The organism is Pantoea sp. FN0302 (assembly GCF_050113775.1).
Lineage (GTDB): Bacteria > Pseudomonadota > Gammaproteobacteria > Enterobacterales > Enterobacteriaceae > Mixta > Mixta alhagi.
Window position 1 is genome coordinate 1,585,867 of record NZ_JBNJSM010000001.1, and the last position, 23,909, is coordinate 1,609,775.

27 protein-coding genes are annotated in these 23,909 nt (G+C 54.4%); 13 read left to right on the forward strand and 14 right to left on the reverse strand.

The window, feature by feature from the left end; translation table 11 throughout:
* Positions 1-107: 107 nt before the first annotated feature.
* The 9 genes from flgJ to flgB form a co-directional block, all read right to left on the reverse strand.
* Positions 108-1,076 carry a flagellar assembly peptidoglycan hydrolase FlgJ gene (gene flgJ / locus ACQE32_RS07410; RefSeq protein WP_426974336.1) on the reverse strand — a complete coding sequence of 323 codons (969 nt, stop codon included), beginning with the start codon at positions 1,074-1,076 and terminating at the stop codon, positions 108-110.
* A complete protein-coding gene (locus tag ACQE32_RS07415) occupies positions 1,076-2,185 on the reverse strand; it encodes a flagellar basal body P-ring protein FlgI (protein ID WP_426974335.1) in 1,110 nt (369 codons plus the stop codon). Before ACQE32_RS07415 ends, flgJ begins: the two co-directional genes overlap by 1 nt.
* Positions 2,186-2,194: 9 nt before the next feature.
* Entirely contained in the window at positions 2,195-2,899 is a 705-nt protein-coding gene (flgH, locus tag ACQE32_RS07420) for a flagellar basal body L-ring protein FlgH (RefSeq protein WP_426974334.1), read from the reverse strand.
* 81 nt (positions 2,900-2,980) lie between these two features.
* Positions 2,981-3,763, reverse strand: coding sequence for a flagellar basal-body rod protein FlgG (flgG, locus tag ACQE32_RS07425; protein WP_085072120.1), 783 nt, complete (start codon positions 3,761-3,763; stop codon positions 2,981-2,983).
* Positions 3,764-3,780: 17 nt separating this feature from the next.
* A complete protein-coding gene (locus tag ACQE32_RS07430) occupies positions 3,781-4,539 on the reverse strand; it encodes a flagellar basal body rod protein FlgF (RefSeq protein ID WP_426974333.1) in 759 nt (252 codons plus the stop codon).
* A 21-nt stretch (positions 4,540-4,560) separates the two neighbouring features.
* The gene (gene flgE, locus ACQE32_RS07435; RefSeq protein WP_426974332.1) at positions 4,561-5,760 is read right to left on the reverse strand and encodes a flagellar hook protein FlgE; all 1,200 of its coding nucleotides are present in this window, start codon (positions 5,758-5,760) and stop codon (positions 4,561-4,563) included.
* A 29-nt stretch (positions 5,761-5,789) separates the two neighbouring features.
* On the reverse strand, positions 5,790-6,464 hold the full coding sequence (gene flgD / locus ACQE32_RS07440; RefSeq protein WP_426974331.1) for a flagellar hook assembly protein FlgD: 675 nt from the start codon (positions 6,462-6,464) through the stop codon (positions 5,790-5,792).
* Positions 6,465-6,476: 12 nt separating this feature from the next.
* Entirely contained in the window at positions 6,477-6,881 is a 405-nt protein-coding gene (gene flgC, locus ACQE32_RS07445; RefSeq protein WP_085072124.1) for a flagellar basal body rod protein FlgC, read from the reverse strand.
* Between the two features lie 3 nt (positions 6,882-6,884).
* The gene (gene flgB, locus ACQE32_RS07450; protein ID WP_085072125.1) at positions 6,885-7,298 is read right to left on the reverse strand and encodes a flagellar basal body rod protein FlgB; all 414 of its coding nucleotides are present in this window, start codon (positions 7,296-7,298) and stop codon (positions 6,885-6,887) included.
* 156 nt (positions 7,299-7,454) lie between these two features.
* On the opposite strand from flgB, the gene flgA reads away from it, so the two are divergent.
* From flgA to flgN, 3 genes are all read left to right on the forward strand, one after another.
* Positions 7,455-8,114 carry a flagellar basal body P-ring formation chaperone FlgA gene (flgA, locus tag ACQE32_RS07455; protein WP_427021756.1) on the forward strand — a complete coding sequence of 220 codons (660 nt, stop codon included), beginning with the start codon at positions 7,455-7,457 and terminating at the stop codon, positions 8,112-8,114.
* Between the two features lie 102 nt (positions 8,115-8,216).
* Positions 8,217-8,519 (forward strand): flagellar biosynthesis anti-sigma factor FlgM, encoded by a 303-nt coding sequence (gene flgM / locus ACQE32_RS07460; RefSeq protein ID WP_426974329.1) that lies wholly within the window; start codon positions 8,217-8,219, stop codon positions 8,517-8,519.
* 5 nt (positions 8,520-8,524) lie between these two features.
* Positions 8,525-8,956, forward strand: a complete 432-nt coding sequence (gene flgN, locus ACQE32_RS07465) for a flagellar export chaperone FlgN (RefSeq protein WP_085072127.1) — start codon at positions 8,525-8,527, stop codon at positions 8,954-8,956.
* A gap of 99 nt (positions 8,957-9,055) precedes the next feature.
* On the opposite strand, the gene murJ is transcribed toward flgN, so the two are convergent.
* The 3 genes from murJ to rimJ all read right to left on the reverse strand — a co-directional run bounded on the left by murJ (position 9,056) and on the right by rimJ (position 12,281).
* Positions 9,056-10,594: a murein biosynthesis integral membrane protein MurJ gene (gene murJ, locus ACQE32_RS07470; protein ID WP_426981148.1), complete on the reverse strand. Its 1,539-nt coding sequence runs from the start codon at positions 10,592-10,594 to the stop codon at positions 9,056-9,058.
* A 122-nt stretch (positions 10,595-10,716) separates the two neighbouring features.
* Positions 10,717-11,637, reverse strand: a complete 921-nt coding sequence (locus ACQE32_RS07475) for a Gfo/Idh/MocA family protein (protein ID WP_426974327.1) — start codon at positions 11,635-11,637, stop codon at positions 10,717-10,719.
* A 53-nt stretch (positions 11,638-11,690) separates the two neighbouring features.
* Entirely contained in the window at positions 11,691-12,281 is a 591-nt protein-coding gene (gene rimJ, locus ACQE32_RS07480; RefSeq protein ID WP_426974326.1) for a ribosomal protein S5-alanine N-acetyltransferase, read from the reverse strand.
* A 292-nt stretch (positions 12,282-12,573) separates the two neighbouring features.
* Between rimJ and mdtH the strand changes: the two genes are divergently transcribed.
* The 8 genes from mdtH to solA all read left to right on the forward strand — a co-directional run bounded on the left by mdtH (position 12,574) and on the right by solA (position 19,048).
* Entirely contained in the window at positions 12,574-13,779 is a 1,206-nt protein-coding gene (gene mdtH / locus ACQE32_RS07485; RefSeq protein ID WP_426974325.1) for a multidrug efflux MFS transporter MdtH, read from the forward strand.
* 110 nt (positions 13,780-13,889) lie between these two features.
* Positions 13,890-14,537 (forward strand): glutaredoxin 2, encoded by a 648-nt coding sequence (grxB, locus tag ACQE32_RS07490; RefSeq protein WP_426974324.1) that lies wholly within the window; start codon positions 13,890-13,892, stop codon positions 14,535-14,537.
* A gap of 149 nt (positions 14,538-14,686) precedes the next feature.
* Positions 14,687-15,250 (forward strand): lipoprotein, encoded by a 564-nt coding sequence (locus ACQE32_RS07495; protein ID WP_426974323.1) that lies wholly within the window; start codon positions 14,687-14,689, stop codon positions 15,248-15,250.
* Between the two features lie 258 nt (positions 15,251-15,508).
* Positions 15,509-16,552: a dihydroorotase gene (pyrC, locus tag ACQE32_RS07500; RefSeq protein ID WP_426974322.1), complete on the forward strand. Its 1,044-nt coding sequence runs from the start codon at positions 15,509-15,511 to the stop codon at positions 16,550-16,552.
* A gap of 138 nt (positions 16,553-16,690) precedes the next feature.
* Positions 16,691-16,936 (forward strand): DNA damage-inducible protein I, encoded by a 246-nt coding sequence (gene dinI, locus ACQE32_RS07505; RefSeq protein WP_426974321.1) that lies wholly within the window; start codon positions 16,691-16,693, stop codon positions 16,934-16,936.
* Positions 16,937-17,083: 147 nt separating this feature from the next.
* Complete coding sequence (locus ACQE32_RS07510) at positions 17,084-17,359, forward strand: hypothetical protein (protein WP_085072136.1); 276 nt, start codon at positions 17,084-17,086, stop codon at positions 17,357-17,359.
* Positions 17,360-17,575: 216 nt separating this feature from the next.
* A complete protein-coding gene (gene bssS, locus ACQE32_RS07515; RefSeq protein WP_084970930.1) occupies positions 17,576-17,830 on the forward strand; it encodes a biofilm formation regulator BssS in 255 nt (84 codons plus the stop codon).
* A 102-nt stretch (positions 17,831-17,932) separates the two neighbouring features.
* Positions 17,933-19,048, forward strand: coding sequence for an N-methyl-L-tryptophan oxidase (gene solA, locus ACQE32_RS07520; protein ID WP_427021580.1), 1,116 nt, complete (start codon positions 17,933-17,935; stop codon positions 19,046-19,048).
* A 95-nt stretch (positions 19,049-19,143) separates the two neighbouring features.
* On the opposite strand, the gene proP is transcribed toward solA, so the two are convergent.
* On the reverse strand, positions 19,144-20,604 hold the full coding sequence (proP, locus tag ACQE32_RS07525; RefSeq protein WP_426974318.1) for a glycine betaine/L-proline transporter ProP: 1,461 nt from the start codon (positions 20,602-20,604) through the stop codon (positions 19,144-19,146).
* A gap of 770 nt (positions 20,605-21,374) precedes the next feature.
* Here proP and ACQE32_RS07530 point away from each other — a divergent pair.
* Positions 21,375-21,950 (forward strand): cytochrome b, encoded by a 576-nt coding sequence (locus ACQE32_RS07530; protein ID WP_426974317.1) that lies wholly within the window; start codon positions 21,375-21,377, stop codon positions 21,948-21,950.
* Positions 21,951-21,954: 4 nt separating this feature from the next.
* A complete protein-coding gene (locus tag ACQE32_RS07535; protein WP_157130254.1) occupies positions 21,955-22,530 on the forward strand; it encodes a YceI family protein in 576 nt (191 codons plus the stop codon).
* Positions 22,531-22,707: 177 nt separating this feature from the next.
* Here ACQE32_RS07535 and ACQE32_RS07540 read toward each other — a convergent pair whose 3' ends face one another.
* Complete coding sequence (locus tag ACQE32_RS07540; protein WP_426974316.1) at positions 22,708-23,766, reverse strand: rhodanese-related sulfurtransferase; 1,059 nt, start codon at positions 23,764-23,766, stop codon at positions 22,708-22,710.
* Between the last annotated feature and the right edge of the window lie 143 nt (positions 23,767-23,909).

Here is a 23,909-nt window from a genome sequence, read left to right on the forward strand (position 1 = left end):
CGGTACGCACCGGGCGGCATTCAACGAATCGGGTGCCGCAAGCGTAACGGGACGCTTTCTGGCCTGTTTTGGTTATCGGCGTGCTTAAGTGAAACTTGAGTAAAAAATCAGAACAGATCGCCTAGCTCATTGCCGTACGCTTTAGCGACTTTTTCACCCAGGTCTTTGAACTGCTGAATCATACCGACCAGTTTTTTGGCATATTTCGGATCGGTCGCGTAGCCCGCAGCCTGCAGCGCATGCGCGCCCTCTTCCGCCGTCTTTGCCGTCGTGACTTTGGCATAGCGCGAATTCTTACTCAGCAGATTGGCGTAGTCCGCTAATGCATCGATATAGGAGTCATAGACGCGGAACGCCGCCTTCACTTTTTTCGCCACGCCGTTTTCATATTCGGTGGTGGTGATTTCCGTGGTCTTGCCTTGCCAGCTGCCGGTGGCCTTAATGCCGAACAGGTTGTAGCTCGGCTTGCCATCTTCGGTCAGGATCTGGCGTTTCCCCCAGCCCGATTCCAGCGCCGCCTGGGCAAGGATCAGCTGATGGGGAATGCCGGTCTGCTGGCTGGCAAGCTGCGCCGGCTGCGTGAGTTTGGCAATAAAGTCGCTGCTGTCGCCGCTCAGCGGCGCGACAGCCGTGGGCTGCGGCAGTTTTGGCATGGCGCGCTGCACCATTTGCGCCATCTGCGTCTGCATCTGCTCCATCTGGCGCGGCAGCAACGTATTAATAACCACTGAACGATCGAGCGGCATCGGTACGGTGCCCGCACGCTCGTCCGGTGCCTGGGCTGGCATCATCTGTTTTACGATAACGTCTGCCAGCCCCAGCCCTTTATTCCCCATCTCCTGCGCAATCTGCTGGTCGTACATAGAGGTGAACATGCGTGTCTGTTCGGTGCTGAGCAGACCGTCCTGCGGCAGCGCCTGTCGCATGCTCTTCAGCATCATCTGTACAAACATGCCCTCTACCTGCTTCGCCACCTGCAACGCCTGTCCTTGCGGATCGTTGCCTGCCTGACGTTTCAGACTATTAAGCGCCTGGCTGTCATAAGCCGCGCTCATTACAGATTGCGTATCATTCATCAGATAATTTCCAGTTTGGCGCGCAGACAGCCGGCGCTCTGCATTGACTGAAGGATCGACATCAGGTCCATCGGCGTTGCACCAAGCGCGTTCAGCGCACGCACCACGCTATTCAGGTTGGCGCTGGCGTTAACACGCTGCAGCGCGCCGCCTTCCTGACGCATATCGATCTGGGTTTGCGGCGTGACCACGGTTTGACCGCCGGCCAGCGGCGTATCCGGCTGGTTAACGTTTTGCTGCTGATTGATCGTTACCGACAGGTTGCCCTGCGCTACCGCACACGAGCTGAGCGTCACTTCGCGGTTCATCACCACCGAACCGGTGCGCGAGTTGATGATCACTTTTGCATCCTGAATCGGTACGGAAACATCGATATTCTGAATATCCGCCAGCAGACGCACCTGGGAACTGTTGTTCATTGGCATGCGTACCTGAACGGTACGGGCATCCAGCGCCTGTGCCGAGCCGTAGCCGCGTCCGTTAATGGCATCGCTGATGCGCTGCGCCATGCTGAAATCTTCTTCGTTCAGCTGCAGATTGATGGTGCCCTGCGTCCCGAAGTTGCTCTGCATTTCGCGTTCAATGGTCGCGCCGCCGGTAATACGTCCGCCGTTGAGTTGGTTAACCTGAACGCTGGCACCGCCCGCCGCTGCGCCTGCACCGCCAACCAGGATATTCCCCTGCGCCAGCGCGTAAACCTGGTTATCGACGCCTTTCAGCGGCGTCATAATCAGCGTGCCGCCGCGCAGGCTTTTGGCGTTACCCAGCGAGGAAACCACCACGTCGATCTGCTGTCCCTGACGACCAAAGGCTGGCAGGTTGGCAGTCACCATGACCGCCGCCACGTTTTTCAGCTGCATATTGGTGCCGGCGGGTACGGTAATGCCCAGCTGTGACAGCATGTTGTTCAGCGACTGGGTAGTAAACGGCGTTTGCGCCGTCTGGTCACCGGTGCCATCCAGCCCAACCACCAGACCATAGCCGATCAGCTGGTTGTCACGAACGCCCTGGATCGTGGTGAGATCGCGGATGCGATCGGCGCTTGCCAGCGTGCTGATGCTCAGCAGCAGCAGAGAGAGCGCCATATGAATAATGCGTAACTGTGACATAAAAGCCTCTTACATCGGTGAGATGTTCAGGAAGAAGCGCTGCAGCCAACCCATGTTCTGCGCTTCATTGATATAACCGTTACCGACATATTCGATACGGGCATCTGCCACCTGCGTGGAGACCACGCTATTGTTGCCGCTGATGGTGCGCGGGTTGACCACGCCAGAGAAGCGAATAAATTCGGTGCCCTGGTTAATCTCAATCTGTTTCTCACCGACCACATTCAGGTTGCCGTTGGGCAGTACCTGATTCACGGTAACGGTAATCGTACCGGTAAAGGTGTTATTGGCCGAAGCACCTCCTTTCCCGGCAAAATCATTTTTCCCTGCGCCGCTCATTGTGGTTTTATCGCCGCCCAGCAGGCCTTCAAGGGCGCGCGGCACAGCGGTGAGGCCAAGGCTGGCGCTGCCGTCGCGGCTGGCGTTAGCTGAAGAGCTTTTGCTGGCGCTGACGTTTTCCTGCAATACGATAGTCAGGGTGTCGCCGATATTGCGCGGACGACGATCCTCAAACAGAGGCTGATAGCCGTAGTTCATCGGCATCACCCCCTGGAAAATAGAGCCGTTAACCACGGGCGGCGAAGCGGGCATCGGCTGAGCCGTTGTCGGGCCGGTGACCAGCGGTGTACGGGGAACAAGGGCGCAACCGTTAAGAGTCATCAGCATCGCTGCGATAACCCAATGTCCAGGCTTTAAAGTGAATTGCTTCGCCACGACGTATATACCTTTCATTGCATTATTTAATTTGGCGGAGCCGAAACTCCGCCAGTCCGCGACTAAGCGCGCTTACTGCCCTTATACCTGCGTCAGTTTCTGCAACATCTGATCGGAGGTAGTAATAGCTTTACTGTTGATTTCATAAGCGCGTTGCGTCTGGATCATGCTGACCAGCTCTTCCGCCACGTTGACGTTAGAGGTTTCAACATAACCCTGATACAGCAGGCCGGCGCCGTTCAGGCCAGGCGTGCTGTCGGTAGGTGCGCCGGAAGCCTGAGTTTCCTTGTAGAGGTTTTCACCCATGCTTTCGAGGCCGGTATCATTCATAAAGGTGCTCAGCGTCAGCTGCCCCACCTGTACCGGCTGCGCCTGACCCTGCTGGGTCACGCTCACCACGCCGTCACGCCCGATAGTGATGCTCAGGGAGTTAGCGGGAATGGTGATGCCGGGCTGTACCGGGAAACCCGCATTGGTTACCAGCTGGCCGTTCTGATCGACCTGGAACGAGCCGTCACGGGTATACGCTGCGGTGCCATCCGGCATCTGCACCTGGAAAAAGCCCTGTCCGTTAATCGCCACATCTTTCGAGTTGTCGGTTTTAGACAGGTTGCCCTGGGTGTGCAGACGTTCGGTGGAAACCGGACGTACACCGGTACCGATCTGCAGGCCAGACGGCAGCGTGGTTTGCTCAGAAGACTGAGCGCCCGGCTGACGCATGGTCTGATACATCAAATCTTCAAATACCGCACGTGAACGTTTAAAGCCGTTGGTGCTGACGTTTGCCAGGTTGTTGGAAATGACGTCCATATTGGTTTGCTGGGCGTCAAGACCGGTTTTGGCGATCCATAAGGAACTGATCATGCTGTTTTCCTCTTGCCTTAGCTGGTCATATTGAGCAGCTGGTTGGCGCGTTGTTCGTTTTCATCGACGCTGGAGATGACTTTCATCTGCATCTCGAAGCGGCGGGCGTTGGCAATCATGTCAACCATGGTTTCGACCGGGTTTACGTTACTGCCTTCCAGCACCCCGGGCATCACCTGCACCGTCGGGTCGTTTTGCAGTACCGCGCCGCGCTGGGCCTGTGCCGTCGCATTCAGACGAAACAGTCCGTCATCACCACGTATCACTTCCTGCCCCGTCGCCTTCACCAGCTTTAAACGCCCCAGCTGTACCGTCGCGTTGGGCTCATCGCCCGGATTCAACGCGGTAATGGTACCGTCAGCCGCAATCGTGATTTCTGCCGCCTGCGGCACCGCTATCGGGCCGCCGTCACCCATCACCGGGCGACCCTGAATGGTCAACTCGCCGGTGGGGCTAATCTGCATATTGCCGTTGCGGGTATAAGCTTCAGTGCCATCTGCCGTTTGTACCGCCAGCCAGCCATTTTGCTGTACCGCAACGTCAAGCGAGCGCTGCGTATAATTGAGCGTACCCGGCGTCATATCGGAGCCTGGCGTCGAGGCGGTAACCAGCGTACGCGTCGGCAGCGTTAAGCCTTCTACCGGCACCGCGCGCAGCGCATGAAGCTGGGCACGAAAGCCCGGCGTTGAGGCGTTGGCCAGGTTGCTGGCCGTAACCGCCTGCATATTGAGCGTCTGGCTTGCCGCGCCCATGGCGGTATAAATAGCGTGATCCATAGCGCTCTCCCGTCAGCCGTATTAACGCAGGTTAACCAGCGTGTTAAGGATCTGATCCTGTGTTTTGATGGTCTGCGCGTTCGACTGATAGTTACGCTGCGCCACAATCATGTTTACCAGCTCTTTACTCAGATCGACGTTAGAAGACTCCAGTGCGCCTGCAGTCAGGGTACCGAGGTTACCGGTGCCTGCCAGGCCTACCAGCGGCTGACCAGAAGAGGCTGTGGAGGACCAGACGTTGTTGCCTTCAGATTTCAGGCCTTCGGCGTTAGCGAAGTTCGCCAGAACGATCTGTCCCAGTACCTGCGTTTTTTCGTTGGAGTAGTTACCTACTACCGTGCCGTCTCCATTAATCTGGTAGCTCACCAGGTCGCCCGGCTTGTAACCATCCTGCGTCGGGTTACCGAAGGTATTAGCGCCGGTGTTCTGCTGCATGCTACCGGTAAGGTCCAGCGCAAAGGTCTGTGCGTTAGAGCCGTTCAGGGCGCCCATAGAGATGGTCTGGTCGGTAGCTGAGGTCAACACGCCGTTGGCGTTAAAGCTCATAGTAAACGGCGCAGTAGTGGTGCCGCTGCTGGAGTCGATCGGGTGTACGCTCCAGCTGTTATCCGCCGTTTTCACGAAGTACAGATCGATGATGTGCGTGTTACCCAGTGAATCAAAGGTGGTCATTGAAGACTTGGCGTTGTAGCTGGTAGCGTCGGTGCTATCGAAATTCGCATCAACTTTAGTGCCGTCAGATGAATTCAGGTTTGCAACCAGCGAACCCGTGGTGGTTGCGCGTGCGGTCATCTGCGTGGTCGGTACGCTGAGCGCTACCGGGTTAGCGCCGGTCTGCACGGTCGGCGGGGTGCCCGCTACCGGATAGCCGGTCAGCTTCATGCCCTGCATGTTGACGATGTTGCGGTTCTCATCCAGCGTGAACTGGCCGTTACGGCTGTAGTAAATTGCGCCGCTGTCATTCGCCATGCGGAAAAAGCCCTGCTGGCTGATAGCCACATCAAGACCACGGCTGGTGGTGGTGGTAGTGCCGTCGTTAAAGTCCTGAATCACGCCCGCAACTTTTACACCCATGCCCACTTTGGAACCGGCATACATGTCGGCAAAAGAGACGGTGCTGGATTTAAAGCCCGCAGTCGCAGAGTTGGAAATGTTGTTGCCGATAACGTCGAGGTTACTGGAGGCCGCGTTTAAACCGCTGACCGCTTGTGAAAAGCCCATGTGTTACTCCTGAATAAATGAGTGTCGAATCAGAGAATCTGACGAATTTTATCGAGCGTGGAAGTGCCCATCGTCCCGAGGTCGAGTATTGCCCCGCTGGAATCGGTGGTCACACCGTTCACTAAGGCGTAATTCAGTGGCTGCGCCACCAGTTGCTCCGTCCCGTTGCTGGCGGCAATGGTGACGTTATATTTGCCATCCGGTGCAGTGGTGCCATCCGTTAAGGTGCCATTCCACGCAAAGGTATGAACGCCAGCGGTCAGGCCGCCAAGATCGATCGTACGCATCACTTTGCCGCTGCCGTCGGTAATGGTGGCGGTCGTGGAGGTTGACGCACGCGTCAGTTCTACGCCAAACGGCGTGGTCTCGCCTTTCCCGGTCAGGATCTGGCTGCCCGGCACCATAACGCCATGGCCGATCAGGGTAGAAGCCTGTACTGACTGGTTGCTGTTGAGCTGACCAGAAATCGAACCCAGCGTGGTGTTCAGTTTCTCAATACCGCTCACGGTATTGATCTGCGCCAGCTGCGTGGTCAGTTCGTTGTTTTCCATTGGATTGGTGGGATCCTGGTTTTTTAACTGCGCCACCAGCAATGTCAAAAAGTTACTCTGTAGATCGGTTGCGCTGCTGCTGCCCGATGCGCCAGTGGTACTGGTCAATACACTGGGATCGATCCTTTCATTTACGCCAACGGCTAAGCCCATGGTTATTCTCCGTTATTGACCAATGGTCAGGGTTTTCATCATCATTGACTTGACGGTGTTCAGCACTTCAACGTTCGCCTGATAGCTGCGCGACGCCGCCATGCTGTTTACCGTCTCGCTGACCACGTCGACATTAGGCATCTTGACGTAGCCCTTGGCGTCCGCCAGCGGATTGCCCGGATCGAATACCAGCTTCGCCGGACTTTGATCTTCCACGACCTGCGCAACGCGCACGCCGCCGGTAGCCTGTCCCGGAGCGGCATCCACCTGGAATACCACCTGTTTAGCGACATAAGGCTGACCGTCAGGACCGGTAACGCTGTCGGCGTTAGCCAGGTTACTGGCGGCCACGTTTAAACGCTGTGACTGTGCAGCCATCGCCGAACCGGCGATATCAAAAATATTAAGCAGTGCCATCGGTTATTGTCCCTGCAGCACGTTCATCATGCCTTTAATCTGGCTACTGATAAGCGTGAGGTCGGTTTGGTATTTCAGGCTGTTATCTGCAAACTGCGTACGCTCACGGTCCATATCGACCGTGTTGCCATCCATCGACGGCTGATCGGGAATGCGATACAGCAGGTCCATTGATGGCGGCGTCGCGGTTTGCGCAGGAATGTGGCGTGCCGACGTCACCGCCAGCGACAGGCCAGAGCCCTGCGCCCGCCCTTTCTCCAGCGCGCGGTTAAGCTCGCTGGCAAAATCGATATCGCGGGCCTGGTAGCCTGGCGTATCAGCGTTAGCGATGTTGGATGCCAGGATTTCCTGACGCTGAGCCCGCAGATTGAGCGCTTCGGTGCCGAATTGCAGAGCTGCATCCAGTTTGTCGAGCATGCTTTCCTCCGGAAGTGAAATTTTGAGTTGTCAGCATAATCGGGCGCTGCAAAAGCTATCGCTGGAATAGCGCTAAAAAGCATCGCTATTTTTTGCCTTGAAAAGTTGCGCGCACGGGTAGAATCAGCCCCATGAGTCAGGACGGGGATAAACATGATGCGGATAGTGACGTGGTGGCTGGGTGCGATGCTGACCTTACTGGTAATGCCGGTACGGGCAGACGATCTTAGCGCTCAGCTTAACCAGTTCTTTAAAACGCGCGATCCGCTGCATGCCGCCGGAATGAATGTAGTGGTACGCACTCCGCAACAGCAATGGCCCACATGCGCCGCGCCGCAGCTTAGCCTGCCGGGCAACAGCCGCTTGTGGGGAAACATGAGCGTGGCGGCGACCTGTGACCGGGAGCGGCGTTTTCTGCAGGTAGATGTACAGGTAACCGGCGACTATGTGGTCGCCAGTCGCCAAATCCCACGCGGCACCGCGTTAACGCCCGATGATTTCAGGATCAAGCAGGGCCGGCTTGATACCCTGCCCGCACGGGCGGTGCTGGATCCTCAACAAATAACAGAAGCCATAAGCGTCCGCGATATTTCACCGGGTCAGCCGTTAACGCTCTCAATGGTGCGCCAGGCCTGGCGTGTGAAGGCCGGCCAGCCGGTGATCGTTATCGCTCAGGGCGACGGTTTTAACATTAGTAGCGAAGGACGTGCGCTGAATAACGCCACGGCGATGCAACGGGTTCGGGTGCGCATGGGAAATGGGCAAATAGTGAGTGGCAACGTGAGTGCGGATGGGAATATTCTTATATCTCTATAAACTGCTAAAGATGAGTGTTGAGTTGCCGATAGTGGGATCAACATACATTGTACTCTTTGCCTCTCAGGCTGCCCTAACGCCTGAACCTACTGGAGCCAGATTATGAGCATCGACAAAACTAAAGCTACGCAGCCTGTCAGCACTGTTCAGCCACGTGAAACCAATGATAACAGCGGCGCTGCAAAGGCTCGTCAGACCTCCAGCCCGGCAACGCCAGCCAGCGCAGCGCAGGTTAGCCTGAGCGGCGCACAGTCTCAGCTGATGACCTCGGACGGAAAAGATATTAATACTGCCCGCGTTGAGCAACTGAAAACCGCCATTCGCAATGGCGAACTGAAAATGGATACCGGCAAAATCGCCGATGCCCTGATTCAGGAAGCGAAATCTTATTTACAGGATAAATAACCGCTATGAATAGCCTGATTACCGCGCTGGATAAAATGCAGGAAGTGCTTGGTTCGCTGAGCACAATAATGAAGGAAGAAAACGAGCAGCTCTCTGCCGGCCTCATTAACAGCAGCCTGCTACAGCGTATTACCGAGGATAAAAGTTCACTGCTGACCACGCTGAACTATCTTGACGGTATCCGGCGGGAATCAGAAAAGCAGTACCGTATTCAGGCGCCCTATCGCGCTCAGCCGGAGCTGGCTCGTCGCTGGCAGGCGATTGAGCAGCGCACCCGTCAGCTACGCGACAACAATACCCATAATGGGATGCTGTTAAATAAGCAGATGGACTATAACGATAAGGCGTTGGCACTGCTAAAACCGCATCAGACTCAGGCCTTTTACGGTCCGGATGGTCAGGCGACGTCAGGCGGCTTTAACTCGCGGCGGGTTTAAGACCACCGCACTTAACCCGCCGGATTTGCTGCCGGCGGGTTTAAGACCACCCTACTTAACCCACCGGATTTGCTGCCGGCGGGTTTCGTCTGTCTGTTATCAGGCTACCGAGCGGCGTGCGAAGTCTTTCGGTCGGAATCCTAACAGGCCCAGCACCACAAAATAAGCGCCGCCGCCCACAGCGCAGATCGCTGCCAGACGGGCTAGCCGATACGACATACCGCCCATATCCCAGGCAGGCATCACCATCATCATGCCAGTCAGCACACCCGCCATCACCACTACCGCCAGAATCAGACGCAGTAAAAATCCTGTCCAGCCCGGCTGCGGCTGAAAAATTTGCTGCTTACGCAGTTGCCAGTAAAGCAGCGCACCGTTCAGACAGGCTCCCAGCCCAATCGAGAGCGCCAGCCCGGCATGTTTCAGCGGCCCGATAAAGGCCAGGTTCATCAGCTGCGTCATAATCAGCGTCACGATAGCGATTTTGACAGGCGTCTTAATGTCCTGACGGGAGTAAAAACCGGGCGCCAGCACCTTAACCACGATCAGCCCCATCAGTCCGACCGAATAGGCGATCAGCGCCCGCTGCGTCATGGCGGCGTCAAAAGCGGAAAACTTCCCATACTGAAACAGCGCCACGGTGAGCGGGCCGGAAAGGATCCCCAGCGCTACCGCGCTCGGCAGTGCCAGCAGAAAACAGAGACGCAGCCCCCAGTCCATCAGACGCGAATATTCCGCCTGATTGCCGCTGGCGAAGCTGCGCGACAGCGACGGCAGTAAAATCGTGCCTAACGCCACGCCCAGTACGCCAGAAGGAAACTCCATCAGACGGTCGGCATAGTACATCCAGGAGACAGAGCCAGAGACCAGAAAGGAGGCAAAAATTGTATTGATAATCAGCGAGATCTGGCTAACGGAAACCCCGAGAATAGCCGGGCCCATTTGGCGCAGCACGCGCCAGACGCCCGCATCTTTGAAGTTCAGACGTGGCAGTACCAGCATGCCAATTTTCTTCAGGTGCGGCAGCTGATAGCCAAGCTGAAGCACGCCGCCGACCACCACCGCCCAGGCCAGCGCCAGCACCGGCGGGTTAAAATGGGGCGCGCCAAACAGCGCGAAGCCGATCATACTGATATTTAACAGCGTGGGCGCAAAGGCCGGTACCGAAAAACGGTTCCAGGTATTCAGAATCGCCCCCACCAGCGAAGCGAGCGAAATCAGGAAAATATAGGGAAAAGTGATGCGCAGCAGGCTACTGGTCAGCGCAAACTTATCGGCAGTATCGGCAAAGCCTGGCGCGGTGATCATAATCACCCAGGGGGCGGCAAGCATGCCCAGAAAGGTGATTAACGCCAGCGCCAGCGTTAACAGGCCTGAGATATATGCGACGAAAACACGCGTCGCCTCTTCCCCCTGCTTGCTTTTATATTCCGCCAGGATCGGCACAAAAGCCTGAGAAAACGCGCCTTCAGCAAAAATACGGCGCAGCAAGTTGGGAAGTTTAAAGGCGACGAAAAAGGCATCGGTAGCCATCCCGGCGCCGAATACTCTTGCCACGATCGCATCACGGGCAAAGCCCAGCACGCGGGAAAACAGCGTCATTGAGCTGACCGCTGCCAGGGATTTCAACAAATTCATGGTTAACTGCGCATCCTGAATATTCAATCCGGTTAACAGACAATAGCGGACCGACAGCGGTCGATCCGGCGGTTAGTCTACCGATACGCAGCGAAATAACCACAAAGGATTGTTACTGCAGGTTATTCCCGCTCAAGGTCACGCCAGATTTTTTCCACGATACGCTGGGCTTTCAGCGCCTGCTCGCCGCTGGTTTCCGGCATTGTCTGATTTTGCACGCAGGCAATAAAGTGGCGGGCCGCGCCATCGAAACCGCGTTGAACCTGAGTGGTTTGCCAGGCGGGAACCGCTTCTGTTAGCGTTTGACCATTGTGCTCATATCGCCATTCGCGCATCTCATCCAGCTGCCAGACGCCGCCATCAGCAATTGCCGAGACCGATTCGCGCTGCGTCCCGGCACGCCGGTGCATACTGGTGGTGATCTGCGCATTGCCCACGCTAAAATGATGCTCGCCGTAGAGCATCTCTCCCGCCTCGGTGGTCTGAATATAGCCGTGACGCAAGGTGACTTTCCCTTCCACCAGCCACAGTGCGGTATCCACCACGTGTAGATAATCATCCAGCAGCGTAAAACGCAGATCGTGCGGCCCGACGCTGTCGCTGCGATGTTTCTCCATGCGGATGGAGGCGGGCTGCTGTAAGGCCGCTTTAAGCTGCTGATAGCGCGGGGCAAAACGTCGGTTAAAGCCCACCATCAGCTTGCGCCCGCGTTTATGCGCCAGCTCCACCAGCGCCTCAGCCTCGCTCAGGGTTTCCGCCAGCGGTTTATCCACGCAAACATCCACGCCCTGCTCCAGCAGCGTTCGCACCACCTGATAATGACTGGCGGTGCTGCTGTGAACAAATACCGCATCACAGTCGGCGGCCAGCGCGTCAAGCTGTGAATAGCAGCGCATCCGCCAGCTGTCGCAAATTAGCTGCGCTTTCTGTTGGTTAGGCGAAAAACCACCCATCAGCGTCCAGCTGTCGGCATGCGCCAGCACCGGCAGCCAGGCTTTTTGCGCAATACCGCCTAATCCCACCACTCCAATCTTTACTGTCATCACAGACTCCCGCGCCGCGGTCTCTGGCGGTGCATAAAGTGAAAAATCGACGCTTAGCCACGCCGCTCCGGCGTCCACTCCTGACTGGTGAGCGCGGTCAGCACATGATCTTGCCAGCGGCCATTAATAAGCAGGTAATCTTTCGCATAGCCTTCTTTCTCAAACCCGAGCCGCGCCAGCAGGTTGCCGCTGCGCTGGTTGTGCGGCATGTAGTTCGCCATAATACGATGCATCCGCTGCTGTCGCTGCATATAGCGAATCGCCGTCTGCAGCGCTTCGAACATCATGCCCTGTCCCTGCCATTTTTCACCAAGCGAATAACCGAGATAGCAGGCGTGAAACGAGCCGCGCAACACGTTGCTAAAGTTAGCCACGCCGCGCACTTCCTTCTCTTCAGGATCCATCACGATAAAATAGAAGGCGCTGCCCTGCTTATGCATATCGGTAATCAACCCAAGACGCGCCTGCCAGCCAGAAGGATAGCAGTGGCTCTCATCACGGACCGGCTCCCAGGGTTTAAGGAAAGCACGGTTTTCCGTGTAATAATCAGCCAGTCGCCATGCATCGCGTTCATGAACAAGGCGGACCACCAACCGAGCGGTGGTCAGACGCACTTTCGGTGCGGCGGAACGGTAGCCAAACATCTCTTCTCCTGAAAGCCATGGCTGATAAACAAAATTTATTGATGCCTGTCGCGCTAAAAATCAACGCAGCCCGATTATCAACAGCGACGCCGCTGCCCGGCCCCGATTAGCGCCGGTAAAACTGCGTGGCGATAATGCCGCGGCAGGCATCATTACTCCGCTGAAATTACAGCACATTTTGCCAAAGATCGATAAAAAAATATCATTCTGCACTCGCTGTTAAATTAAACAGTTAACGCGCAAAATAATATCCCTAAAAAGTAATTATATTTAGCATCGCTAAGGAAACAGCATGGCTGGAGTTGCGCGCGCCCGACGTCTTGGTCGGGTTTTTCTGTTGGTAGATAACATGCTGGTGGTGCTGGGATTCTTTGTGGTATTCCCGTTGATCTCAATCCGCTTCGTTGATCAGCTGGGCTGGGCGGCGATGATCGTCGGGATCGCGCTGGGTTTGCGCCAGCTGGTGCAGCAGGGACTGGGCGTATTTGGCGGCGCGATTGCCGATCGCTTCGGTGCCAAGCCGATGATTATCAGCGGCATGTTGCTGCGTGCGGCTGGTTTTGCTGCAATGGCGGTGGCACACGAGCCGTGGGTATTGTGGTTTTCCTGTCTGCTTTCCGGCATTGGCGGCACGCTGTTCGATCCGCCGCGTACCGCGCTGGTGGTGAAGCTGATTCGTCCCGAGGCGCGTGGCCGTTTCTTTTCGCTGTTGATGATGCAGGACAGCGCTGGCGCAGTGCTGGGCGCGCTGATTGGCAGCTGGCTGCTGGCGTGGGATTTCCGCCTGGTTTGCTGGGTGGGCGCGCTGGTTTTTGTACTGGCCGCGCTGTTTAACGCGCTGCTGCTGCCAGCCTGGCGTATTTCTACCGTGCCTACCCCGCTGCGCGAAGGGCTGGGACGGGTGCTGAAAGATCGCCGTTTTTGCACCTATGTGCTGACCTTAACCGGCTATTACATTCTGGCGGTTCAGGTCATGCTGATGCTGCCGATTATGGTAAACCAGATTGCCGGAACCGCCAGTGCGGTCAAATGGATGTATGCCATTGAGGCTGCGCTGTCGCTGTCGCTGCTTTATCCGATTGCCCGCTGGAGCGAAAAGCGCTTTCGTCTGGAGCACCGTTTAATGGCAGGCCTGTTGCTGATGACGCTGAGCCTGCTGCCGATTGGCCTGACCGATTCCTTACAGCAGCTGTTTATTTTGATCTGCCTGTTCTATATCGGGGCAATTATTGCCGAGCCGGCGCGTGAAACCCTGAGCGCGGAGCTGGCCAGTTCACGGGCGCGCGGCAGCTATCTTGGCTTTAGTCGCCTGGGTCTGGCGCTGGGCGGCGCGCTGGGTTATACCGGCGGCGGCTGGATGTTTGATACCGGACGCGAGCTGGATTTACCGGAGCTGCCGTGGCTGATGCTGGGCTGCACCGGCGCAATTACCCTGCTGGCGCTGTGGTGGCAATTTCAGCCGCGCGCCGCAGCGCCCGCCATATTGCGTGGCGGCTAACATGCCGCTGCGGTTTGCCCTTCCCGGGGATCTCTTCCATACTTTTTAAGCATATTCAAATAATTGCTGACGGCAGCCTGCTGTTGGCAATATGAGTAAGGAGAGATGCGGTGAAACTCTATATTTACGATCATTGTCCGTTTTGCGTTAAAGCACGCATGATTTTTGGTCTGAAAAATCTGCCGGTAGAACTGGTGATAATGCTTAACGATGATGAGGAGACACCAACCCGTTTGATTGGTCAGAAAATGGCGCCGATTCTGCAAAAAGAGGATGGCAGCTGCATGCCGGAGAGCCTTGATATTGTGCGCTATGTCGATCAGCTGGATGGCGAACCGCTACTGACCGGTAAAACCAATCCCGCTATTAACGACTGGCTGCGCAACGTGGGCAGCTATGTGAATAAGCTGCTACTGCCGCGCGTTGCTGAAGGCGCGTTTGCCGAGTTCGCCACGCCGCAGGCACGCAGCTATTTCAAAAATAAAAAGGAAGCCAATATTGGCGACTTTGCTGAATTAAAACAGCATGCAAACGGGCTGATCAAGAAGATCTCTAACGATATGCGCGATCTCGATAAGCTGATCGTGAAGCCGAACGCCGTTAACGGCGAACTGAGCCTGGATGATATTAATCTGTTTCCTCTGCTGCGTTCGCTGACGCTAATAGCGGGTATTAACTGGCCCAGCCGGGTTGCGGAGTATCGCGATAATATGGCCAAGCAGACGCAGGTCAATTTGTTGAGTTCGGTTGCGGGTTAATTTTTTAAGGGCGGCGTTTCGCCGCCTGCTGCCCTTCTTCCCGCGTTTTACCTTTCTTTTCCTGTTTTCCTGGTGACTCACGAGGGTGATTGCGGCAAGCTTAGCCTCCTGAAAAGGAGACTTTCTCCGCATTACTTTCGAGGATTGTCATGAACAAGGCGTTTTTGGCGCTCTGCGCCCTTGTGCTGGCCGGTCTGTTGACCGCCTGTAATCAGCTTACCCAGTACACAATTTCCGAGCAGGAGATCAATCAGGCTCTGCAGAAACATAATAATTATCAGAAAGACATTGGCGTGTCCGGACTGGTTAACGCCCATATCGTGCTGAATAACCTCAGCAGCCAGATTGGCCGCGAGGAAGCCGGTAAGGTGACGCTTTCCGGCAATGCGAAAGTGAATATCACTTCGCTGCTGGGGCCGCAGCAGGCGGATATGCAGCTGAAGATGAAGGCTCAGCCATTCTTTGATAAACAGAAAGGCGCGATTTTTCTGAAGGATCTGGAGATCGTGGAGGCCAACGTGCAGCCGGAAAAAATGCAGCCGATCCTGCATACCCTCACCCCCTATCTTAACCAGTCGCTGAAAAGCTATTTCGATCGCGAACCGGCTTATCTTCTGAGCGAAAATCGCAGCAAAGCGGAAGCGATGGCAAAAAAACTGGCGAAAGGAATTGAGGTAAAACCGGGTGAGCTGGTGATCCCTTTTATCGACTGACCACGGCCGCCCGCGCTGTTTTTTGCGGCGCGGGCTATTTACCTTTAATCGCTTTGCAATTCCAGGCTATCCGGGCGTGATGGGCTGCATTCCTGCCGCAAGACAGCGGACGCGCTGGCGCTATTTGCACCACTTCTCCTGTTTCTCCAGACTTTTTTCGCGCGGCCGACATAAAGCAAGTGCAATCGGTTGCCTTTATCCTTATGCTTGATACCCGGCTAAAAACTGCCTTGATTTCCCACCGCCGGAGCCTAATTCATGACTGCACAACCTCAGCAACTGATCATTCGCCGCCCTGACGACTGGCATATCCATCTGCGTGACGATGAGATGCTGCGCGCCGTATTGCCTTTTACCAGCGCCGTGTGCGGCCGTGCCATTGTGATGCCTAATCTGGTGCCGCCCGTCACCAGCGTGGAGGCGGCAAGCGCCTATCGCGCACGTATTCTGGCCGCGTTGCCGGAAGGACATGCTTTCCAGCCGTTAATGACCTGCTACCTTACCGATTCGCTTCAGCCTGATGAGGTGGAAAAAGGCTTTAAGGCTGGCGTATTTACCGCAGCCAAGCTTTATCCCGCTCACGCCACCACCAACTCCAGTCATGGCGTAACCAGTATTGACGCTATCGCCACGGTGCTGGAGCGTATGCAACGCATCGGCATGCCGCTGCTTATTCATGGCGAAGTGACCGATGCGCATATCGATATTTTCGATCGCGAGGCGCGCTTTATCGAAACGGTTATGGAGCCGCTGCGTCAGCGCTACCCTGAACTGAAAGTGGTGTTTGAACATATCACCACCAAAGAAGCCGCACAGTATGTCGAGGCGGGCAATGACCTGCTGGCTGCGACAATCACGCCACAGCATTTGATGTTTAACCGTAACCATATGCTGGTGGGCGGCGTGCGCCCGCATCTCTATTGCCTGCCGATCCTGAAGCGCAATGTCCATCAGGAGGCGCTGCGCAAGGTCATCGCCAGCGGTAATCGTCGCTTCTTCCTCGGCACCGATACCGCACCGCATTTACGTCATCGCAAAGAGGCCAGCTGTGGCTGCGCCGGGGTGTTTAATGCGCCGACCGCGCTGCCCGCTTACGCTACGGTTTTTGAAGAGATGGATGCGCTACAGCATTTTGAAGCCTTCTGTTCGGAAAACGGCCCGAACTTTTACGGTCTGCCGCTGAATGAAGGAACGATTCGCCTGGTGCGTGAACCCTGGACTGTCGACGAAAGCATTGCGGCGGCGGGCGATACGCTGGTGCCTTTCCTCGCCGGTGAAACCCTGAACTGGCGCATTGCCTGATGATCCCCTGCGGCTGATGTTTCGCCATCAGCCGCTTCTGTGATTCCCTGCATTTTTTCATCGACGTCCTGCTCGCTTTTCGTTGCTTTGCTACCGTGTTGACTGTATAAATAGCCAGTACTCACAGCGGAGGCAGATATGCGTGTTGAAGTAACCATAGCGAAAACCACTCAGCTCCCTGCCGGCGCTATCGATGCGCTGACGCAGGAACTGTCAAAACGAATCGATAAAGAATTTCCGGAAATGACCAACCATATTTCGGTGCGCTACGCCAGCGCCAATAACCTGACCGTGATGGGCAGTGGTAAAGATGCCAAAGATCGTGTGACCGAGATCCTGCAGGAAACCTGGGAGAGCGCCGACGACTGGTTTATCACTGACTAACTTTCTTTTTGTGCCGTTGTTTGCCGGATATCGCCATCCGGCTTTTTTTTATCTTTACCACCTCGCCGCCCTTCCAACGCGGTTATAGACTGTTGTAAGCCGATGACATATTCTGGCGTCCGTCATGACTTACAGGAGGTGTTAACCATGACCGCTGATAAACCTGAAGAGGCGATGACCTTTGGTGAACTGCTGGCGTTAATTGGTGAACAGCAGCGTCGTCTTACCGTGTTGGAAAACGCATTTTCCTATCTTGCCTTTTGTCTGGACGATAAATCTAATCAGTTATTGATTCATAGCCTGCGGCTGGAAGCGCAAAACCAAAATCATGATGAGGGAATGCAGCAGCATTTTGCTCGTCTTGCGGCTGAGCTGGAAAAACGTCACGCCCCGGTTAAAATTCAACCCGACACCACTCTTTGATTTTTATAAACTCCTGCATTATGCAGGAGTTCTTTTCCTGCTAAGAATAATCAGAATTCTGTTCAAATATTATTCGCCGTAGATTAATTACGCTATTCGAGCATTTTTCGTGCCGCTTAAATCTGTAACACTGTTATAATCACTCTGCTCTGTGAAAAAAAGCCGCATTGAAACCTCAAATAATCACTTCGTTCTACGAGTAATAAGGGGGTTATAATGGACAGTAATAAAGAGATTATTCAGACACATCCCCTCGTTGGATGGGATATCAGTACCGTGGACTCGTATGATGCGATGATGATTCGTCTGCATTCGCTTTCATCTAATGAGCAACAGCCTGATGAAGCCGACGTAGGGCCGACTTACTGGCTGACTACGGACGTTGCCAGACAGTTTATCTCCATTCTGGAAGCAGGTATCGCTAAAATAGAAGCCAGCGAAATCCTTGCCCGAGACTACAAAAAGCATTAACCAGTAACGTTGGTTAACCAGGCACCCTGCGGGGTGCCTTTTTATTATCTGCAAGCTTTTGCTATGCTGCTAAGCCTTCGCAGCATCAGGAGAAGTTGGCTAATGGTTTATGATCTTATCGTTATTGGCAGTGGTTCCGTCGGGGCCGCTGCAGGCTGGTACGCGACGCGTGCCGGGCTCAAGGTGCTGATGATTGACAGCGCGCACCCGCCCCATCAGGAAGGCAGCCACCACGGCGCGACGCGTCTGATTCGTCACGCCTATGGCGAGGGCGCTCGCTATGTTCCACTGGTTTTGCGCGCTCAGCAATTGTGGGATGAGCTGGAGCAGCAGAGCGGTGAACGGATTATGCACCGCAGCGGCATCATTAACCTTTCTCCTGCCGGCTCGCCGTTTATTAACAACGTGATAGAAAGCGCGCGCCAGTTTCAGCTGGAGATTGAAGTATTATCGCCAGAGCAGATACGCCAACGCTGGCCAGATATTGCGATACCGGAAGGCTACACGGGCGTTTTTGAACCGCGCTCCGGCTATCTGAAATCAGAGGTGGCGATTCGCAGCTGGATTCGCCTGGCGCGCGAAGCGGGCTGCGCTCAGCTGTTTAACTGTGCGGTATCCGCCCTCGCCCGCGAAGATGAGCTGCAGCGCGTGACCACGGCTGACGGCGACTACTATGGCCGCAAACTGTTACTCAGCGTCGGCACCGCCGTTAAGCAGTTCTGTCCTGATGTACCGGTTACGCCAGTACGCAAAGTGTTTGCCTGGTATCAGGCCGACGGGCGCTACAGCGAAAATAATAAGTTTCCCGGCTTCACCGTGGAAATGGCCGATGGCAGCCAGTATTACGGCTTTCCCGCAGATAATAACGAGCTAAAAATAGGCCGACATGATGGTGGTCAGCCAATGCAGAGCGCACAGGATCGCAAACCTTTTGGCGCTTATGCCAGCGATGGCAACGAGGTTTTTAATTTCCTCCGCCGCTTCCTGCCAGGCGTAGGGGTTTGTTTGCACGGTGCCGCCTGCGCTTATGATAATTCTCCCGACGAGGATTTTATTATCGATACGCTGCCGGAAGATAATAATCGCATGATAATAACCGGGCTCAGCGGCCACGGTTTTAAATTCGCCAGCGTATTAGGTGAAATAGCCAGCGCCTTTGCCAGCAATAAATCATGTGAATTTGATTTATCGCCGTTTTCTTTGTCCCGTTTTAAATAAAACAGTAAAGGCACAATGAAATTGTGCCTTATTATTTCTGCGATAATTATTATCGCTTTGATTGTTTAATATTCTCCGTTCGGCTTTGCCGCTAATTATTGCATCGCCCTGTTCTCTTTTTGGCGACGCAGCTTGAGTTTTTTCACCAGTTTTACCGCTTCCGCTTCTGAACCCACCGCCGGCGCTGAACCATGCAGCGGCTTACGCGCCGTTTCGCGCATAAAGAATACGGTAATCAAGCCGATAACCCCCGCTCCCATCAGGTAATAAGCTGGCATCAGCAGATTCTGGAATTTATCCACCAGCCAGGCGGTCATCAGCGGCGTGGTGCCGCCAAACAGCGATACGGAAATATTAAAACCGATAGCCAGCGCACTATAGCGCACATCGGTGGCAAACAGCGCTGGCAGCGCCGAAGGCATGGTGCCGCTAAAGCAGCTATGCAGCACGCCAAGGATCATCAGGCCAATGAAAACAAATACCAGGTTGCCGGTCGCCACCAGCATCAGGCAGGGAATGGAGAATACCAGCAGCCCCACCGCGCCCAGCGCAATCACCGGACGACGTCCCAGGCGATCGTTCCAGTGCCCCCAGAACAGCGTGAGCGGCATCATAACAAACATTACCACCAGCACCAGCATCAGGCCGCTTAGCTCGCTCAGACCCAGCACGCCGGTGAGATAGCTGGGCATATAAGAGGTCAGCATATAGTTGGAGACATTAAACAGCAGTACCAGACCAATACATTTCAGCATCTGTGCCCGATATTTACGCAGCATTTGCCACAGGGTTAGCCGTGGTTTGCTGTGTTCCAGCGCTTCCTGTTTTTCCACATGCTTCTGAAACGCCGGTGTCTCTTCCAGCTTCAGACGAATATAAAGGCCAAACAGTCCCAGCGGTGCAGCAATGAAGAAAGGAATACGCCAGCCCCAGATAAGTAGCTGATCGGCAGAGAGCAGCGCCGTCAGCGCGGTGACCAGCCCCGCGCCCAACAGATACCCGCCCAGCGTGCCGAATTCCAGCCAGCTTCCCATAAAGCCGCGACGTTTGTCGGTTGAGTATTCAGCAATAAAGGTCGCCGCGCCGCCATATTCACCGCCGGTGGAAAAACCTTGCACCAGTCGCGCCAGCAGCAGCAGTAACGGTGCAGCAATACCGATGCTGTTATAGCCGGGGATCAGTCCAATACAAAAGGTTCCGATTGCCATCATGATCATGGTGATGGCCAGGACTTTTTGCCGACCAATACGATCGCCCAGCGGGCCGAAAAAGAGCCCGCCAATGGGACGCACCAGAAAAGCGGCGGCGAAAGCGCCAAAGGTGGCAATCAGCTGTGCGGCCGGACTGCCGCCGGGGAAGAACACTTTACCAATGGTAACAGCCAGATAGCTGTATACGCCAAAGTCAAACCACTCCATGGCGTTGCCGAGCGCGGCTGCGCCCACAGCGCGTTTCAGCATGGCATTATCGACAATGGTAATATCATCGACGGTAAGTTCTTGTTGGCTTTTTTTCTGCCAGAAATGTTTTTTAGATGAGCCTGTAGCGACGTTCATATCGTTTCCTCACGGATTACGCGATGACGGTAGGCAGCACCATAGCTTTCATAGCCAGCAGCGGCTGATGGTAAGGAAAGCTATAACGCAGCATGAATACACTCAAAAGAATGAGAGCTGCATCACGTTTATTGACACAGATTTACTTTATCGATTGTAAAGGCAAAATGCAAATTTGATGAAATATTAGACTACCAGTAGTGCTTAAGTTGGTACGGGATCTCATCCTTTCGCCAGATAATAGTTTTTATGACCATAAAAACAGAATGGATATGACCATAAAAACAGAAGGGATTTTCAGCTCAGCGCCGTATAAAAACGGCAAAACCGGGTTACCGACCAGATATTATAAAAAAGTTAATTTTTATCTCCATGCTGCGCACAGGCACCTGCTAAACGCAGTCGCCGCATTGACAAAAACTGACTAAATACCAACAAAAGTCGATATTTGATTCAAATTTATTGAAATTATTATTCTTAACAGACGCCTTTTTTCATGGCTATTACCTGGCTGACCGACAGGCTGGCTTACACATTATTTTGCTAACGTTATGCTTGTTTTAGTGCCAGAATGCTTCCCCAATCTCTCGCTGAAAAAATCATTTTGCTAAGGCCACCGCCTTTTCAGGCGATAAAACTGATAATAACCACCTTTAAACAATCAATTAATTTGAAAAAAATTAAAAAGGCAGAGTAGTCAGCGCTTTTTTGTTGATTTTCTGTCTCAGCTTGTACAGTCTCATGTCAAAACATTGAGCAGAGATATGGCAATGGCATGGAAAAATAGCGGCGACGGATATGGTCATTTTAGCTTATTGCTCCACTGGCTGGTGGCACTGGCCGTGTACGGCATGTTCGCGCTGGGTTTGTGGATGGTTTCGCTGGGCTACTACGACACCTGGTATCATAAGGCGCCGGAACTGCATAAAAGCATCGGCATGGTGCTGTTTGCCGTCATGATTTTACGGGTGATCTGGCGCTTTGTTTCTCCGCCCCCTGCTCCGCTCGCCAGCTACTCTCCGCTGGTGCGCTATTCCGCCGTAGCGGTCCACCTGTTGCTCTATTTATTGCTGTTTGCCATTTTTATCAGCGGCTATCTGATATCAACTGCAGAAGGCAAACCCATCGACGTCTTCGGCGTGTTGCCTGTTCCGGCTACCTTTAGCGGCTACGGCGCGCAGGCCGATCTGGCGGGCGATATTCACCTGTGGCTGGCCTGGCTGGTAGTGGTTATATCACTGCTGCACGGACTGGCTGCATTAAAGCATCACTTTATCGATCGCGATATTACCCTGAAACGCATGCTGGGCTACCGCATCACTTCATCTGTTAAAACGGAGAAATAATATGTTGAAAAAAACGCTTTGCGCGCTGACCGCAGCTACGCTGCTGCTGGGTGCTCAGGCTGCCACCGCGGCGGAATATAAAATTGATAAAGAGGGGCAGCACGCCTTTATTCAGTTCCGCATTAAGCACTTAGGCTACAGCTGGCTGTACGGCACCTTTAAGGATTTTGACGGCGGCTTTACCTTTGATGAGAAAAACCCTGCGGCTGATAAAGTAAACGTAACGATTAATACCAGCAGCGTTGATACCAACCATGCTGAACGCGATAAGCATCTGCGCAGCGCCGATTTTCTCAACGTCAGCAAATTCCCGCAGGCAACCTTTGTTTCTACCGGCGTGAAAAAGGATGGCGACGAACTGGATATTACCGGCAATCTGACGCTGAACGGCGTAACCAAACCGATTACGCTGGAAGCGAAACTGCTGGGCCAGGGCGACGATCCCTGGGGCGGCTACCGGGCTGGCTTTGAGGCGGAAGGCAAACTGGCACTGAAGGATTTTAATATCACTAAAGACCTTGGTCCGGCCTCGCAGGAGGTTGAGCTGATCATCTCCGTGGAAGGCGTGCGCCAGAAGTAGGCCATACAGACTCTAACAGGCTAACGCTAAACTCAAGGCGCGGGGGTGTCTCGGCAGAAGAGTAAGCGTCCCGCGGCCTGGGATGGCGCGGGCGCATATTAAACCTTTACGATCTCCCCCGAGCATTTTTTTGCAATTTCCCTGATCGAGAGTGTTTTCCCTTCTTCCAGGCAGCGGTTATTTGTTATCGGTCGGTGCCGGGATCGTCAGCGTGGCAGTTAACAGGCCGCGCGATTTATTAAAGATCTTGTTGCTGGTTTCACGTCCGGCGCGACGAGCGCGCTGCTCTTCTGGCGGCAAGGCCGCTTCTTCCATGCACATCGGGCTGCAGCAATGCTGAAACTTCTCGGCGCAGGATGGGCACTGAATAAACAGCAGATGGCAACCATCGTTCACGCAGTTAACGTGCGTATCGCACGGCGCGCCGCACTGATGGCAATGAGCAATCACATCATCTGAAATGCGTTCGCCCATGCGTTCGTCAAAGACAAAGTTTTTGCCTTTGAAACGCACCGGCAGGCCCTGCTCGCGCGCACGGCGCGCATATTCAATAATGCCGCCTTCAACGTGATAAACCTGTTCGAAACCGTTATGCAGCATCCAGGCGCTGGCTTTTTCACAGCGGATCCCGCCGGTGCAGTACATAACAATCTTTTTGTCTTTCTTATCCTGCAGCATCTCTACCGCCATCGGCAGCTGATCGCGGAAAGTATCGGCAGGAATTTCCAGCGCCTTGTCAAAATGCCCCACTTCATATTCATAGTGGTTGCGCATATCGACAAACACCGCATCGGGATCATCCAGCATAGCGTTGACTTCATCCGCTTTCAGATACGCACCCACCTGACTGGCATCGAAACTTTCATCCTCAATGCCGTCAGCGACGATGCGATCGCGCACCTTCAGCCGCAGCACCCAGAACGATTTGCCGTCATCATCCAGCGCGATATTCATGCGCAGATTATTCAGCGCCGGATCAAAGCCGTATAGCGTTTGCTGCATGCGCGCATAGAGGCTGGCCGGCACGCTGACCTGCGCGTTGATCCCTTCATGGGCCACGTAGATACGTCCAAAAACTTTCAGCTCGGTCAGCGCAAGATAAAGCGCATCACGAAACGCTTTGGGATCGGCGATATGAAAATATTTATAAAAAGAGACTGTAGTGCGCGGCTCGGTTTCGGCCAGCATGCGCGCTTTCAGCTCTTTGTTTGAAACAAGGTTATGTAACACTGGCATGGTGTTCTTTCCCGGTAGTGAGCTCTTTTTTGCGGGCGACATCATACCTGATTTAACAGTGAAGCAAAGCTTTGCAGCATTTTTTCCACATTTGACGATCCCTCCTTACCGCACATACTGACAATTAACCGCTCTGCCAATTG